The sequence below is a fragment of the Pantoea eucalypti genome (assembly GCF_009646115.1).
In the GTDB taxonomy this organism is placed as follows: Bacteria; Pseudomonadota; Gammaproteobacteria; order Enterobacterales; family Enterobacteriaceae; genus Pantoea; species Pantoea eucalypti.
Window position 1 is genome coordinate 123,739 of record NZ_CP045720.1, and the last position, 14,201, is coordinate 137,939.

At 51.9% G+C, this 14,201-nt stretch carries 17 protein-coding genes and 1 pseudogene; 7 read left to right on the top strand and 11 right to left on the bottom strand.

The window, feature by feature from the left end; all coding sequences use genetic code 11:
- Positions 1–170 precede the first annotated feature (170 nt).
- From EE896_RS00545 to EE896_RS00565, 5 genes and pseudogenes are all read right to left on the bottom strand, one after another.
- Complete coding sequence (locus EE896_RS00545) at positions 171–566, bottom strand: hypothetical protein (protein WP_008926961.1); 396 nt, start codon at positions 564–566, stop codon at positions 171–173.
- Between the two features lie 136 nt (positions 567–702).
- Entirely contained in the window at positions 703–1,845 is a 1,143-nt protein-coding gene (locus EE896_RS00550) for an alanine racemase (protein WP_140916508.1), read from the bottom strand.
- A gap of 234 nt (positions 1,846–2,079) precedes the next feature.
- Complete coding sequence (lpxP, locus tag EE896_RS00555; protein ID WP_003851339.1) at positions 2,080–3,003, bottom strand: kdo(2)-lipid IV(A) palmitoleoyltransferase; 924 nt, start codon at positions 3,001–3,003, stop codon at positions 2,080–2,082.
- Between the two features lie 560 nt (positions 3,004–3,563).
- Positions 3,564–4,052: a DUF943 family protein gene (locus EE896_RS00560; protein ID WP_140916507.1), complete on the bottom strand. Its 489-nt coding sequence runs from the start codon at positions 4,050–4,052 to the stop codon at positions 3,564–3,566.
- Positions 4,052–4,219, bottom strand: a pseudogene (locus EE896_RS00565) (DUF3289 family protein); the annotation flags it as partial. The gene EE896_RS00560 and the pseudogene EE896_RS00565, both read right to left, overlap by 1 nt.
- Positions 4,220–4,285: 66 nt before the next feature.
- Between EE896_RS00565 and EE896_RS00570 the strand changes: the two are divergent.
- Positions 4,286–5,406, top strand: a protein-coding gene (locus EE896_RS00570) for an IS3 family transposase (protein WP_140916506.1) whose coding sequence is annotated in 2 segments (ribosomal slippage) — positions 4,286–4,544 and positions 4,544–5,406 — 1,122 coding nt in all. Because the reading frame shifts where the segments join, the coding sequence is not laid out codon by codon here.
- Here EE896_RS00570 and EE896_RS00575 read toward each other — a convergent pair.
- On the bottom strand, positions 5,399–5,818 hold the full coding sequence (locus EE896_RS00575; protein ID WP_238343228.1) for an Arm DNA-binding domain-containing protein: 420 nt from the start codon (positions 5,816–5,818) through the stop codon (positions 5,399–5,401). The two genes, EE896_RS00570 and EE896_RS00575, sit on opposite strands and share 8 nt — an antisense overlap.
- Before the next feature lie 199 nt (positions 5,819–6,017).
- Positions 6,018–6,881 carry a YicC/YloC family endoribonuclease gene (locus EE896_RS00580; protein WP_140916505.1) on the bottom strand — a complete coding sequence of 288 codons (864 nt, stop codon included), beginning with the start codon at positions 6,879–6,881 and terminating at the stop codon, positions 6,018–6,020.
- A 156-nt stretch (positions 6,882–7,037) separates the two neighbouring features.
- On the opposite strand from EE896_RS00580, the gene EE896_RS00585 reads away from it, so the two are divergent.
- Positions 7,038–7,463: a DUF3574 domain-containing protein gene (locus tag EE896_RS00585; protein WP_140916504.1), complete on the top strand. Its 426-nt coding sequence runs from the start codon at positions 7,038–7,040 to the stop codon at positions 7,461–7,463.
- 38 nt (positions 7,464–7,501) lie between these two features.
- On the opposite strand, the gene EE896_RS00590 is transcribed toward EE896_RS00585, so the two are convergent.
- A complete protein-coding gene (locus EE896_RS00590; protein WP_003851335.1) occupies positions 7,502–8,686 on the bottom strand; it encodes a NupC/NupG family nucleoside CNT transporter in 1,185 nt (394 codons plus the stop codon).
- Between the two features lie 150 nt (positions 8,687–8,836).
- Between EE896_RS00590 and rph the strand changes: the two genes are divergently transcribed.
- On the top strand, positions 8,837–9,553 hold the full coding sequence (gene rph / locus EE896_RS00595) for a ribonuclease PH (RefSeq protein WP_003851334.1): 717 nt from the start codon (positions 8,837–8,839) through the stop codon (positions 9,551–9,553).
- Positions 9,554–9,602: 49 nt separating this feature from the next.
- Positions 9,603–10,244 (top strand): orotate phosphoribosyltransferase, encoded by a 642-nt coding sequence (gene pyrE / locus EE896_RS00600; protein WP_140034288.1) that lies wholly within the window; start codon positions 9,603–9,605, stop codon positions 10,242–10,244.
- A 35-nt stretch (positions 10,245–10,279) separates the two neighbouring features.
- Here pyrE and slmA read toward each other — a convergent pair whose 3' ends face one another.
- From slmA to coaBC, 3 genes are all read right to left on the bottom strand, one after another.
- Positions 10,280–10,876, bottom strand: coding sequence for a nucleoid occlusion factor SlmA (gene slmA, locus EE896_RS00605; RefSeq protein ID WP_003851331.1), 597 nt, complete (start codon positions 10,874–10,876; stop codon positions 10,280–10,282).
- Between the two features lie 119 nt (positions 10,877–10,995).
- A complete protein-coding gene (gene dut, locus EE896_RS00610) occupies positions 10,996–11,454 on the bottom strand; it encodes a dUTP diphosphatase (RefSeq protein ID WP_003851329.1) in 459 nt (152 codons plus the stop codon).
- Entirely contained in the window at positions 11,432–12,652 is a 1,221-nt protein-coding gene (gene coaBC, locus EE896_RS00615) for a bifunctional phosphopantothenoylcysteine decarboxylase/phosphopantothenate--cysteine ligase CoaBC (protein WP_003851326.1), read from the bottom strand. Before coaBC ends, dut begins: the two co-directional genes overlap by 23 nt.
- Positions 12,653–12,832: 180 nt before the next feature.
- Here coaBC and radC point away from each other — a divergent pair, with 180 nt between their 5' ends.
- The 3 genes from radC (at position 12,833) to rpmG (ending at position 14,154) form a co-directional block, all read left to right on the top strand.
- The gene (radC, locus tag EE896_RS00620; protein WP_003851323.1) at positions 12,833–13,489 is read left to right on the top strand and encodes a RadC family protein; all 657 of its coding nucleotides are present in this window, start codon (positions 12,833–12,835) and stop codon (positions 13,487–13,489) included.
- A gap of 241 nt (positions 13,490–13,730) precedes the next feature.
- Positions 13,731–13,967, top strand: coding sequence for a 50S ribosomal protein L28 (rpmB, locus tag EE896_RS00625; protein ID WP_006121249.1), 237 nt, complete (start codon positions 13,731–13,733; stop codon positions 13,965–13,967).
- 19 nt (positions 13,968–13,986) lie between these two features.
- Positions 13,987–14,154, top strand: coding sequence for a 50S ribosomal protein L33 (rpmG, locus tag EE896_RS00630; RefSeq protein WP_003024094.1), 168 nt, complete (start codon positions 13,987–13,989; stop codon positions 14,152–14,154).
- The last annotated feature ends 47 nt before the right edge of the window (positions 14,155–14,201 follow it).

Sequence of the window (14,201 nt, forward strand, 5' to 3'; positions counted from 1 at the left end):
TAAGCCAGGAATTTTCCTGGCGGAGATGCTTAAGCAGGGTTGGTGGTAAATGTGTATCGGGGATGAGTAATCAGATAAGCGCTTTATGCTTTAATGTCAGAAGTTTTTCTATTTTTTTTCGTTAGCGACCAGCGATAAGTACAGAGAAAAACGTACGCTAAGTCCTTGATTTACTGTGTCAGAAGCTGATTGAGTTTCTCCAGATCATTGCTAACCCATTCAATATCCTGCTTAAATCTCTCATCTGAAGTAAATGGCTGGCGATAAACCGTAACCATTACCTCGGCACCCTGTTCATTAGCGATCACGCGCATCGGCACATAGATCTCCTTTCCTGAGCCGTTATCAATCCAGTGATCCATTACGCCAAACGGATTGTATGGTGAGAACCTGAGCTTCACATTGCCCAGGGGGCCTTTAGCACGCCAGCGATGTCCATCGGGTTCTAATGCACTGTGCGTTAACCCGGATGCCCATTTTGCGAAAAATTCCGGCTTCCAGATAGTTTCATAAAGATCTAACCAGTGACGTGGGATCGTCAGGCTCAGCGTGCGAGAGGAGAGCATGTAACCTCCAATGGATAAGCGAAAAAGGCATTAAAGCATGGGGCCAGACTTGTTAAAACGGTGTAACAGTAGAAGTGTGGTGTTGACAGGGTTTCGTACAAAAGGCAGACAACGGATGAGGCTGTCTGCCGCAGAATCAGATGAAGTTGCCACGCGCAGAAACGGCATGATCTTCGCTATGACCACTGGCGTGGCGCAGAACAAAGCCATCCGACTGCGCCATCACTGCGCAACTGTGATTCGGGAAGATACGCAGCAGCGTGCCGACTTCAGGGCGGCGATCCTGAAACAGCAGAAAACCGTGCTCCTCGGATAACTTCGTCACTTCATACGTATTGCCCGCTTCGTCTGCTGCAACACCAAAGCCGCTGGCATTGGTGCCGTGCGGCCCTTTATCCGAACTCAGCATTTTTGATCCGGCGTCAACAATGGCGAAATGATCGTTTACCGCCACAACGCGGGTAATGACGCTCATTGCCAGTTGATCGACGTGGCTTAACCCAAGGCGGCAGGCAGTAAGATCCAACAGTGCATAGTTACCGGGCCGGATTTCATTAATGCAGGGCGCAATCTCTGCTGCCAGCGCAGTTGGGGTTGACCCCACTGAGAGAGGGCAGTCGGTAAAACCCGCAGCCTGCAGTTTTGCCTGAACGCGCTGCATCAATGCCGTTTCCTGGCGGGCGACCTCCGCAATGGCTGCGGCATGACCCGCACCATAAGCGTGACCGGCATGTGACACTAATCCGGCAAAGCGTAATCCCTTGTCCTGTAATGCCCGGGCAATCAGCACGGCGTCATCTGTATCGGGATTGACGCCAATGCGATGTAACCCAACATCCACTTTAATCGCCACCGCCAGTTCGCACCCTGGCTGATGCTGGCAGGCCTCAGCGATCGCCGCCACGCCCTGCAGGCTGTCCGCAATCAGGGTGAGTCTGACCTGATGAAGCACGGCGAGGCGCAGTAATTCAGCCACGCTTTGCGGATGTACAACCGGATAGGCTAACAACAGATCGCGTATACCACCCTGAATAAAACTGATGCCTTCGCTGGGTTTTGAGACGGTGATCCCCTGCGCGCCAGACTCAATCTGTCGCCGGGCAATCCAGACGCTTTTATGCGTTTTGATATGCGGACGCAACGCGACGCCAGCCGCACGGGCTTTGCGCTGCATATGCTGCAGGTTGCATTCCAGGCGTGCTGCATCCACTTCAATGTAAGGTGTGAGGTGATCGTCAATCAGCGGACGCTGCCACTGCTGTGTGTCATTGATATCCATAAGGTGTCCGTTAATAACGAGATAAGAAGATTCATCATTCCCTAATAATCTCTCTGATACCAGCCTGCTTACCGCAGAACAGGCATGTTGAGCAGCAGAAACAAGAGCCATTGCTATAACGCGAGAGGCATGATGAGGAGAGGGGGATCGGGAAAGAGGAAAGGGAGGAACAAAAGGAGTGAACCCGGAGATTAAAACAAAAAAGCAGGCACGCGGCCTGCTTTATCAGTTTACTCAGATATAGAGTGACTGTTCACCCGGCGGACGGGTTTTGAATCGGCGATGTAGCCAGAGGTACTGTTCGGGTGCACGCAGGATCTGATTTTCGATCACTTTATTCATGTAAGCGGCAGCAGCAGCCTCATCGGTATGAGGATAATTTTCCAGCATCGGTTCGATGATTAAATGGTAGCCATCATTTCCTGGATTACGAATCAGCATAATCGGTACCATCGCTGGCTTCGCCAGACGCGACAGAACAAAAGTCCCGTTGGTAGTGGCAGCTTTTTCCACCGCAAACAGTGGCGCAAAGGTGCTGCCTTTAGGGCCGTAATCCTGGTCTGGTGCAAACCAGACCGATTCACCCTGTTTCAGAGCATGAACCATACCGCGCAGATCACGACGGTCAATCATCGCTTTATTAGAACGCATGCGGCCTTTGGTCTGCACATACTCCATCGCCTGATTATTGTGCGGGCGATACATCGCCATCATCGGCTGACAGAGTCCACTGATGCGTCCGCCCAGCTCCAGCGACATGAAATGTACGCCAATCAGCATCACACCGCGCTTTTCGTTCTGCGCAGCGTGAAGATTATCCATACCTGAAACGTTAAACAGGCGTTTTACTGCCCGGTCAGACCAGAACCAGGCAATACCGGTTTCAGCCAGGGCCATGCCTAGCGATGCGAAGTTACCAGCGATCATGTGTTCGATTTTTTCTTCACTGATACCCGGGAAGCAGAGTTCGATGTTACGACGGGTAATACGCTCGCGGCGCTGCAGGAAATGGCGAGAGATTTTGCCGGCACCGGCACCGAGACGCATGAGAACAGGATAAGGAAGCTGGACCAGCAGCCAGAGTACGCCAAGGCCAAACCAGGTAAACCAATAACGCGGATGCAGCAGCGAACTGCTAAATTTTCCGGTGTTTTTCATTAACAACCTTCATGGAAGTTGAGGGGGGTATCGCATAAAGAGCACTTCCATGAGTCTTAAAGCGGTACGGCTGTATTGAATTCGACCGATACTTTATCAAAAAGTGCCTTCAAAAAAAGGGAAACTCCGTGATTCACAGGATTGATCTGTTTCATGGAGACAGTGCGTCGGGAACGTAAAAAGAGTTAAATCCAGAAAAATTATTTTAAAATCAGCAATTTAAAAAGAAATCATCCTAAATGCAAAGCATGATTAAAGTGTGTTCCGGAAGTGTCTGGAAATGAACGTTTATCAATCTTTACGTGATAATGAAGCCGCAGGTGGGAGTCAAAAGCCACATAGGGAGGTGAAACCCGAAAGATAATGCCTGAAAAATGAACAAAGCGCCATCGCTGACGCTTTATAACTGACCTGCCGGGCGGGAAATTACTCGATATTCTGAATCTGTATGTTGATTGTATTTATATTGTTTATGATGATCATATACTTAAGTTTATTTTTCAGGCTATTTTATATTTTACCCCCCAATCCACTCCCCGTTGAGAGAAGTGACCATTTGGTCAGCTCACAGGCTTTATGGTTGTCGTAAATCGCTCACCTTTGACCAGTTCACCAGAAGGTTTTCGATAGTATGACTCGCCATCAAGTCGGTAGTAAGTGTATCCATCCTTTGTTTTAGTGATGTCCATGATCCAGTTTGACTTGTCTATACAATTCTCATCTGATTTCATGTCATCAAAGCACAGTAAGTAATCAGTATCATGGTCTGGAAAAGCACCTGAATTCTTGGGGGCGAGTTTTTGATACTTACCATCAAAGTCCCAGATAGAAACATTGTAAGTTTCACGGGAAGAAATGGTTTTGACTCCATTATTATCCCACCACTTTATTTTGTCACTATCAGAGAAAGGTATGTTTTTAACCAAAAAATCTTTTCTGGTATCAGAGCCATGAATTGCAAGCACTTTTGGAGAATTAAAGAAGTTAACATAGAATAATGCTAACATTATCAATGCCACTATAAAAACTGTAGTCTTTTTGAATCTCATTAATTTCTCCTGCTATTTATTTCAAATTCAGCTTTCATATTAGTTAAGAAAGGTTTAAAAGCGAAGTGTTCCCATCTTTGAAGGACAAACCAAATACGAAATGCTCTGATAAAATGAAATTTAGGATTCATAATGTCAGTTTTATCGAGACCGAAATGGTCTTGACCTGCTCCCCGTTGATTAACACACCGCGATGTTAGTAATGTCTTCATCAGTCACATGAGGACATTCCCATGAAGAAGCGATTTTCCGACGAACAGATCATCAGTATTCTCCGCGAGGCCGAAGCCGGGGTTTCAGCCCGGGAATTCTGCCGTAAGCATGCTATTTCAGACGCCACCTTTTACACCTGGCGCAAGAAGTTTGGCGGCATGGAAGTCCCCGAAGTGAAGCGGCTCAGGTCACTTGAAGAGGAGAACGCCCGCCTTAAGAAGCTGCTCGCTGAAGCCATGCTGGATAAGGAGGCGCTTCACGTGGCTCTGGGCCGAAAGTTCTGACGACGGACCAGAAACGGGAAGCCGTGGAAGCCATGTGTGAGACAACGGGTCTGTCGCAACGCCGTGCCTGCAGGCTGGCCGATCTGTCACTTTCAACCTGCCGTTATTCGGCTCAGCGCCCGGCTGCTGACGCGCAGCTGTCTTTACGTATCACAGAGCTGGCACTTGAACGCCGCCGATTTGGTTACCGGCGCATCTGGCAGTTATTGCGTCGGGAGGGCTTTCACGTCAACCACAAGCGGGTTTACCGCATCTATCACCTTAACGGTCTGGGTGTAAAACGCAGGCGGCACCGTAAGGGGCTGGCGACTGAACGGCTTCCGCTTCTGCGCCCGGATGCGCCGAACCTGACATGGTCGATGGATTTTGTCATGGATTCACTTGCCAGCGGCCGCCGGATTAAGTGCCTGACCTGCGTGGATGATTTCACGAAGGAGTGCCTGACGATCACCACGGCATTCGGGATTACAGGCGTTCAGGTGACACGTATTCTGGACAGCATTGCGCTGTTTCGTGGCTATCCTGCAACGATAAGAACCGATCAGGGCCCGGAATTTACCTGCCGCGCGCTCGATCAATGGGCCTTTGAACATGGCGTTGAGCTGTGCTTAATCCAGCCGGGCAAGCCAACGCAGAATGGATTTATTGAGAGTTTCAACGGTCGCTTTCGGGATGAATGCCTGAATGAACACTGGTTCAGCGATATTCTTCATGCCCGGAAAATCATTAATGACTGGCGGCAGGACTATAACGAGTCCAGACCTCATTCATCGCTTAAATACCAGACGCCGGCTGAATTTGCAGCAAGCTGGAGAAATGGAAAATTAGAAGGTAAACAAACCGACATTACTAACTGAGCGTTGTATCTAATACTGGGGGCAGGTCAGGAGCAATGTCTTTTCGGTAAACCCTTTCAGGTATGCCCGGATATTTTAATCTTTTAACAAGATCTTTATGCCAGTCTTCAAACAGCTCATTCACTGTAGTCAGTTCTTCAGGTCTGTTTAGCTTCCTTTCTGCGATAGGATCATCTCCAGCCAGAACCTTTTTGCGAACATCTTCTGCAAGACTACGGGCTTCTGCGAGTGACACTATAGAAACCTTACCTAAAGTGATTTCCCGTCTCTTTGTTTGTGCTGTGTATCTCAGCATCCAGTATGGTTCACCCTTGGAGGGGATTTTCAGGTATAAACCTCGCTCATCTCCAAACTTACCAACTCTGCCTGCTTTTATCAGAGACTGAACGGCTTTTACTGTTAATGAACCCATATAACTGACCTGTCATTTTTAGTGGGGGGTATCTGGTTATAGACTGTTATATTTTTCTAGTAAAGCACAAATGCTCCCCATTTTGCCCCCCCAAATTTCGTGGATGCAAGTGGAGAAACATGTTCGCTAGTGGAATTTATATACCACAAAAAAGCCCATTTAACATGGGCTTATGGGTTTTAGGGAGTGAGGGTGGAAATTATTCGATATTTTGAATCTGCTCGCGCATCTGTTCAATCAGCACTTTCAGTTCGATCGCGGAAGTGGTGATCTCGGCGTTGATCGACTTTGATGCCAGCGTATTCGATTCCCGATTGAACTCCTGCATCATGAAATCGAGACGGCGGCCTACAGCCTCTTTCTTTTTCAGGATGTTGTAGGTCTCTTTAACGTGTGCATCCAGACGATCCAGCTCTTCGGATACATCAACACGCTGCGCCATCATCACCAGCTCCTGCTCAAGGCGATTGTTTTCCAGCTGGACTTCAGCATCTTCCAGTTTGGCGACCAGGCGTTCACGCTGCCATTTGATCACGTCAGGCATCTGCGCGCGCACTTTGCTGACTTCCTGCGAAACGCCTTCCAGACGCTGTTCAATCATCGCTTTCAGCGCGGTGCCTTCGCTTTCGCGCGCCGCAATGAAATCGTCCAGCGCGCCATCCAGTGCCTGTAACAATTGTGTGTTGATGGCATCCAGATCCTGCGCCTGCGCAGACATCACGCCCGGCCAGCGAAGAATATCCAGCGGATTAATCGCGCCTTCGTCGCTCTGCATTTTTACCCAGTTAGCAGCCTGCACCAGCTGTTTCGCCAGCGTTTCATTCAGCATCAGTTCGCCCTGAGCGCTGGGATCGGCATCATAACGCAGGTTGCACTCAATTTTACCGCGCGTCAGACGCTGGCGAATGCGCTCGCGGATAACCGGCTCCAGCCCACGAAACTGTTCAGGCAAACGGATGTAAGTTTCCAGATAACGCTGGTTAACAGAACGCAGCTCCCAGGCTGCGCTGCCCCATTCGCCTTTGGCTTCGCTGCGGGCATAAGCGGTCATACTGCGGATCATAAGCGGTACTCAATTTACGGAAAGATGGGTGAAGTATAGCGAGGCGAGCCACGCCATAACAGGCATAAGCGTCTTACAGGAAAATAACGAACTATTTCCGCTTTCAGCGGCAGCCACATATGATGACCACTGGTCACCTATGAGGATAACTGATTTATGTCCCGCGTTATTGTATTCCCTGTTGTAATGGCTCTGCTGCTGGTGGGTTGCCAGACGCGCCACGCGCCGCCGACTAAACCGCACCCCATCTGTGCCGGTGGCGACATGATGATGCAGACCACGTTGTGGTTCGGACTCAGCAAGCCAGATGGCGGCAGTGTGAGTTCACTCGACTGGATGAACTTCGTGGATAATGAAGTCACGCCACGTTTCAAAGCGGGATTGTCGGTCTATGACGCTAAAGGTCAATGGCTGGGCGAGAACGGTCAACTGGCAAGAGAGAACAGTAAAGCGTTGATGCTGATCCACGGTATCGATCCCGCGACCAATCAGGATATTGAGGCGTTACGTACCCTCTATAAAAAACGGTTTGGTCAGGAGTCGGTTATGCGGGTAGATGCACCCGTCTGTGTCGGGTTCTAGGGCGAAAGCAGGCGGCGAAGCTGCCGCCCGCTAAATAGTCAGATAAACAGACCGGCAAAGGCCGCAGAGAGCAGGCTGACCAGTGTGGAGCCATAGACCAGCTTCCAGCCAAAGCGGGAAACCACATTTCCCTGTTTCTCGTTCAGGCCTTTTATTGCGCCCGCCACAATGCCGATCGAGGCAAAGTTAGCAAAAGAGACCAGGAACACCGACAGAATACCCAGCCCGCGCGCACTCATGCCCGCCGCGACTTTCTGCAGTTCAATCATCGCCACAAACTCATTCGCGACCAGCTTAGTCGCCATGATGCCTGCCGCCTGCAGGGCATCGGCTTTCGGAATCCCAATCAGCCAGGCCAGAGGATAGAACAGATAGCCGAGCAGCTGCTGGAAGCTGTAGCCAAACACCGCCGCAAACAGCGCGTTAACGGCAGCAATCAGAGCAATAAAGCCAATCAGCATCGCCAGAATAATCATCGCCACTTTGAAGCCTGCCAGGATGTACTCACCCAGCATCTCGAAGAAACTCTGCTCTTCATGCAGCTTTTCCAGCGCGATAGGCTGCTCATCCCGGCTTTCCATCGGGTTGATGATCGACAGGATAATAAAGGTGCTGAACATGTTAAGCAGCAGTGCAGCAACCACATACTTCGGTTCAATCATCGACATATAAGCACCGACAATCGACAGCGAAACGGTGGACATCGCGGTCGCTGCCATGGTGTAGAGCCGGCGCGGTGGGATATCACCCAGAATCCCTTTATAGGCGATAAAGTTTTCTGACTGACCGAGGATCAGTGTGCTGACGGCGTTGAATGACTCCAGCTTGCCCATGCCGTTAATCTTCGACAGCAGCGTTCCGAAAACACGAATCAGTAGCGGCAGGATGCGCCAGTGCTGCAATATGCCGATGAGTGCCGAAATAAAGACAATCGGACAGAGCACACCAAGGAAGATAAACGCCAGCCCCTGTTTGCTCATTCCGCCAAAAACGAACTCCGTGCCCTGCGCCGCAAACCCCAGCAACGTCTCAAAGAAACCGGCAAACGATCCGACCAGTGCCAGCCCTCCGGCGGAGTGAAGGAAGAACCAACCCAGCGCGGCTTCCACCACAATCAGTTGAATAATAAAGCGCAGACGAATCTGTTTACGGTCATGACTGACCAGCAGCGCAAGGGCGAAAATCACCACCAGCGCCAGCAGGAAATGAAGAATGGCGGCCATATGTCTTTTTTATCAGAGAGAAAGGAAAGCGCATTTAGCCACAGCTGGCCGGAAATTTCATCTGATGCCTGCTTCAGGCAGGCGCAAGAGACAGCGGGCAAGGAAGTCCGTATAATGCGCAGCCAATCATTAGCAAGCCGGAGAATACCCATGCGTCCAGCAGGCCGTAGCGCACAACAGGTGCGTCCAGTCACATTGACCCGCAATTACACCAAACACGCAGAGGGTTCCGTTCTGGTGGAATTCGGCGAAACGAAAGTGCTTTGCACTGCCTCCGTAGACGAAGGGGTTCCGCGTTTCCTTAAAGGCCAGGGCCAGGGTTGGGTCACAGCCGAATATGGCATGCTGCCGCGTTCGACCCACAGCCGTATGGCGCGTGAAGCCGCAAAAGGTAAACAGGGTGGCCGTACGCTGGAGATTCAGCGTCTGATTGCCCGTTCACTGCGCGCCGCGGTTGATCTTAAAGCGCTGGGTGAATTTACCATTACGCTCGATTGTGACGTAATCCAGGCCGATGGCGGCACCCGCACCGCATCAATCACTGGCGCCTGTGTGGCTCTGGCTGATGCGCTGAACAAGCTGGTAGCCAGCGGCAAACTGAAAGCAAACCCGATGAAGGGTATGGTCGCCGCGATTTCAGTGGGCATCGTCAAAGGCGAAGCCCTGTGCGATCTGGAGTATGTTGAAGACTCAGCCGCAGAAACTGACATGAATGTCGTGATGATGGAAGATGGCCGCATGATCGAGGTGCAGGGCACCGCCGAGGGCGAACCCTTCAGCCATGAAGAGCTGCTGACGCTACTGGCGCTGGCGCGCGGCGGAATTGAGGAACTGATTCAGGCGCAGAAAGCAGCGCTGGAAAATTGATGTAACAGGCGACCTCAGAGTCGCCTTTTCTTTATTTGAGGAGTGAGAGATGAAAGCCTGGCAGCGTCAGTTTATTGAATTCGCCCTGAACAAGCAGGTGCTGAAGTTCGGTGAGTTCACTTTGAAGTCCGGGCGTAAAAGCCCCTATTTCTTTAATGCCGGTCTGTTTAACAGCGGACGGGATTTAGCGCTGCTGGGACGCTTCTACGCGCAGGCGCTGGTGGATGGCGCTGTTGATTTCGATCTGCTGTTTGGTCCGGCCTATAAAGGCATTCCGATTGCTACCACCACGGCAGTGGCGCTGGCTGATCATCATGACCGCGATGTGCCTTACTGCTTTAACCGTAAAGAAGCCAAAGATCACGGTGAAGGTGGCCTGCTGGTAGGCAGTCCGCTGCAGGGCAAAGTGATGCTGGTGGACGACGTGATCACAGCGGGCACGGCGATTCGTGAGTCGATGGATATTATCGGCGCGCACAACGCCACCCTGGCAGGTGTGCTGGTTTCGCTAGATCGTCAGGAGCGTGGACGCGGAGAGATGTCGGCAATCCAGGAAGTGGAACGTGATTACGGCTGTAAAGTGACTGCGATTATTACCCTGGCAGACCTGATTGCCTGGCTGGAGGAGAAGCCTGAGATGGCCGATCACCTGGCTCAGGTCCGTGCTTATCAGAGAGCGTACGGGATTTAACAGAGGCGGGCGCAATGCCCGCCTTCTTTGACGCTTTACGTTAGCTGAGCAGCCATGAGTGGCCAGCGGACCTCAAAGTCTGCGGTAGGACTGAAACGAAACTCAGAACGGACATACCGCGACAGCAAACCTTCACAGAAAGCCAGCAACTGACTTGCCAGCAATGCTTCATCAGCCTGAAAAGCCTCGCCCTCACGCATTTTCCGCTCACGCATGACCTGTCGCAGTTGCACTTCAATCCGCTCAAACAGTTGATTGATACGTCCCTGCAGTCGGTCCTGCTCAAACATCAGAGCATGGCCGGTCAGTATGCGCGTCAGTCCCGGATTACGCTCACCAAATCCCAGAATCAATTGCACGATCAGACGCAGACGCGTCATGGTCTCTTTTTCATCCTTGAGGATCAGATTGATGCGGGTAATCAGACTGTCTTCGATAAACTCAATCAGACTATCGAACATGCGTGTCTTGCTGGGGAAGTGACGATACAGCGCCGCTTCGGAAACACCCACTGTGGCTGCCAGTTTGGCTGTGGTGATACGCTGACTGCCATCACCCGACTCCAGCATCTGCGCCAGCGCCTGCAAAATCTCTTCGCGACGATTCCGCTTCGCGACTTTTTTTTCTGCCATGACCTTAAAGACCCCTGAAATTCACCTAAATACAGGCAACACCTACGCATCTGCCACAGGAACGCGTCCTGCAGCGATGAGGAAAAATAACGGGCGTAAGTGAAAGTCGGTAATGCGGGTTACTGGCGACCGGAGTGGCCGAAGCCGCCTTCGCCGCGCTGGCTGGCGTCGAAATCTTCAACCAGATTAAATTCAGCCTGGACTACCGGTACAAACACCAGTTGTGCCATGCGATCGCCGGGCTGCAGCGAGAAACTTTCCTGACCACGATTCCACACCGATACCATCAGCTGTCCCTGATAGTCCGAATCAATCAGACCCACCAGGTTGCCCAGCACGATGCCATGCTTATGGCCAAGGCCCGAGCGCGGCAGGATTACAGCGGCCAGATCGGGATCAGCGATATGAATCGCCAGGCCGGTCGGAACCAGCGTCGTGGTGCCTGGTGCGATGTCGAGAACATCATCAATGCAGGCGCGTAAATCTAACCCAGCGGAACCTGAAGTGGCATAGGTCGGCAGTGGAAACGCTTTGCCGACGCGCGCATCCAGAATTTTAACGTCTATTTTTTTCATCATAACGGCTGACAATCTCGTCTATTAATTGTTGGCCAAGGAGAGACTTATCGCTGAGCGGTAAGCGTTTTTCTCCATCCTGCCAAAAAAGGTGAAGAGCATTGGTGTCGCTATTAAACCCCTGTCCGGCTTTAGCGACATCGTTAGCGCAGATCAGATCCAGATTCTTGCGCACCCGTTTTTGCCGGGCGTATTCTTCCACATTCTGTGTTTCAGCAGCAAATCCAACGACGAATGGCCGGTTTTCCTGAAGTGCAGCGACGCCGGCAACAATATCGGGATTCTTTACCAGGTTCAGCGTGACGTTATCATCGCCGCCCTGTTTCTTGATTTTATCGGCCGCAATATCGGCTGCCCGGTAGTCTGCCACGGCTGCGCTTGCAATGAAAATATGTTGTTTATCTATCTCACTCATCACAGCGGCCTGCATCTCCAGCGCGCTGGTAACATCAACGCGTCGCACACCCGCAGGTGCAGGCAGGCTGACCGGGCCGCTGACCAGCGTGACCTGAGCACCACGTCGGGCAGCCGCAGCGGCAATCGCAAAGCCCATTTTACCGGAGCTGTGATTCGTGATGTAGCGCACCGGATCCAGCGCCTCTCGGGTCGGGCCGGCGGTAATCATAATGTTGAGATGTTGCAGATCGTTGACGGGCGTAGCCCACAGCAGCGCATGGTCAACAATCGCCAGCGGGTCCAGCATCCGGCCTGGCCCGACGTCGCCACAGGCCTGGCTGCCGCTGTCCGGCCCCCAAATCAGCACGCCCCGCGCGTGGAGCGTCTGAAGGTTTTGCTGGGTCACCGCTGCGCGATACATCTGCTGATTCATGGCTGGCACGACCGCCACGGGTGAGGCCGTGGCCAACACGGCAGTGGTCACCAGATCGTTTGCCATGCCAGCAGTCACACGGGCAATCAGATCGGCAGTGGCCGGAGCCAGCACAATCAGGTCGGCCCATTTTGCCAGTTCAATATGACCCATCGCCGCTTCTGCAGCGGGATCAAGCAGATCGTCAAACACCGGATAGCCGGAGACGGCTTGCAGGCTGAGCGGAGTGATAAACGCTTTGGCACCTTCCGTCATCATCACGCGCACATCAGCGCCGCGATCGCGCAGGCGCCGCACCAGCTCAGGTGCTTTATACGCTGCGATACCGCCGCTCACGCCAAGAAGAATTTTTTTACCGGCTAATCCCATCATGATGTTGGCCTCACTAAGCTCTCTGCCGCTCGCGGCGGCGAATGCACGGACTTTATCACAAAAGCGTGGATGCGCCTTTTCACCGACTGCGTTTGCGAGCCGTCTCGTAGATTGCCGTTCCATTGATAGCCGCACTCTGCAGGATGAGCCATTCTGAGGCTCATCTCAGGGAGAGCGAAAATGAAAATCAAGGGACCACGGGAAAAACTCCAGAAACTGGGCGCAAACTCGCTCACCGATACCGAATTGCTGGCCATTTTTCTCCGCACCGGATCGCCAGGGCAGAACGTCCTTGAACTGGCCGGAGAGATGCTGGAGGGGTTTGGCTCGCTTTATCTGCTCATGACATCAGACAAAGCGGCATTCGGTGAAGTCAAAGGTATCGGCGATGCCAAGCTGGCGCAACTTCACGCGGTTGCCGAACTGGCGAAGCGATTTTTCGCCAGCAAACTGGTTCGCGAAAGCGCCATGGAGAACCCACAAATCACGCGCCAGTATCTGCAAAGTTTGCTGGCTCATCAGGAGCGTGAGATCTTTATGGCCCTGTTTCTGGATAACCAGCATCGGGTGCTACGGGCACAAAATATGTTCTCGGGTTCTATTAATAGTGTGGAAGTTCATCCTCGTGAGATCGTTCGGGAGGCGCTGAAACTCAACGCAGCTGCTCTGATACTGGCGCATAATCACCCGTCGGGCATGGCCGAACCGAGTCGCGCAGACCGCGAAGTGACCCACAAAGTCAGTGAGGCCTGCCAGCTATTCGATATACGCTTGCTCGATCATCTGGTGATTGGGCATGGCGAATATGTCTCCTTTGCCGAGCGGGGATGGCTCTGATAGCGGGAAATTTCGCGCCAGGTGGCGGCTTTTTGCCCGATCATTCGGGATCTTTATCTGTTCGGGACTTGAGCACTTGGGCTGAGCGGCGTATACTACGCCACCTTTGAGAATCTCGGGTTTGGCGGTTAGGCCAGCTTAGCGGGTTCCATGGAATTCGCCTGGCGGGCTGCAAGCCTGACGAGGCGGCCCAAACCTAATTTTTAAAGCTCGAGCTGATTTGATTTTTGGAGATATTGACATGTCACGAGTCTGCCAGGTAACTGGAAAGCGTCCGGTGACGGGTAACAACCGTTCCCACGCAATGAACGCGACGAAACGCCGTTTCCTTCCGAACCTGCACTCACACCGTTTTTGGGTTGAGAGCGAGAAGCGCTTCGTTACTCTGCGTGTATCTGTTAAAGGTATGCGTATTATTGATAAAAAGGGCATTGATACGGTGTTAGCCGATATGCGTGCCCGTGGTGAGAAGTACTAAGGTACTAAGGAACTGAATCATGGCTAAAGGTATTCGTGAGAAGATCAAGCTGGTTTCCTCTGCTGGTACAGGTCACTTCTATACCACCACGAAGAACAAACGTACTAAACCAGAGAAGCTGGAACTGAAAAAGTTCGATCCGGTTGTACGTCAGCATGTGCTCTACAAAGAAGCTAAAATTAAGTAATTTTAGTGTTCTGCTAAAAACCCGGCTCCGGCCGGGTTTTTTGTTTG

What these genes read in the sequence shown, in the direction of transcription:
- EE896_RS00545 (WP_008926961.1), bottom strand. Translation starts at nt 566, where the DNA reads ATGCTCTCCTCTCGCACGCTGAGCCTGACGATCCCACGTCACTGGTTA.
- EE896_RS00550 (WP_140916508.1), bottom strand. Translation starts at nt 1,845, where the DNA reads ATGGATATCAATGACACACAGCAGTGGCAGCGTCCGCTGATTGACGAT.
- lpxP (WP_003851339.1), bottom strand. Translation starts at nt 3,003, where the DNA reads ATGAAAAACACCGGAAAATTTAGCAGTTCGCTGCTGCATCCGCGTTAT.
- EE896_RS00560 (WP_140916507.1), bottom strand. Translation starts at nt 4,052, where the DNA reads ATGAGATTCAAAAAGACTACAGTTTTTATAGTGGCATTGATAATGTTA.
- EE896_RS00575 (WP_238343228.1), bottom strand. Translation starts at nt 5,818, where the DNA reads ATGGGTTCATTAACAGTAAAAGCCGTTCAGTCTCTGATAAAAGCAGGC.
- EE896_RS00580 (WP_140916505.1), bottom strand. Translation starts at nt 6,881, where the DNA reads ATGATCCGCAGTATGACCGCTTATGCCCGCAGCGAAGCCAAAGGCGAA.
- EE896_RS00585 (WP_140916504.1), top strand. Translation starts at nt 7,038, where the DNA reads ATGTCCCGCGTTATTGTATTCCCTGTTGTAATGGCTCTGCTGCTGGTG.
- EE896_RS00590 (WP_003851335.1), bottom strand. Translation starts at nt 8,686, where the DNA reads ATGGCCGCCATTCTTCATTTCCTGCTGGCGCTGGTGGTGATTTTCGCC.
- rph (WP_003851334.1), top strand. Translation starts at nt 8,837, where the DNA reads ATGCGTCCAGCAGGCCGTAGCGCACAACAGGTGCGTCCAGTCACATTG.
- pyrE (WP_140034288.1), top strand. Translation starts at nt 9,603, where the DNA reads ATGAAAGCCTGGCAGCGTCAGTTTATTGAATTCGCCCTGAACAAGCAG.
- slmA (WP_003851331.1), bottom strand. Translation starts at nt 10,876, where the DNA reads ATGGCAGAAAAAAAAGTCGCGAAGCGGAATCGTCGCGAAGAGATTTTG.
- dut (WP_003851329.1), bottom strand. Translation starts at nt 11,454, where the DNA reads ATGATGAAAAAAATAGACGTTAAAATTCTGGATGCGCGCGTCGGCAAA.
- coaBC (WP_003851326.1), bottom strand. Translation starts at nt 12,652, where the DNA reads ATGATGGGATTAGCCGGTAAAAAAATTCTTCTTGGCGTGAGCGGCGGT.
- radC (WP_003851323.1), top strand. Translation starts at nt 12,833, where the DNA reads ATGAAAATCAAGGGACCACGGGAAAAACTCCAGAAACTGGGCGCAAAC.
- rpmB (WP_006121249.1), top strand. Translation starts at nt 13,731, where the DNA reads ATGTCACGAGTCTGCCAGGTAACTGGAAAGCGTCCGGTGACGGGTAAC.
- rpmG (WP_003024094.1), top strand. Translation starts at nt 13,987, where the DNA reads ATGGCTAAAGGTATTCGTGAGAAGATCAAGCTGGTTTCCTCTGCTGGT.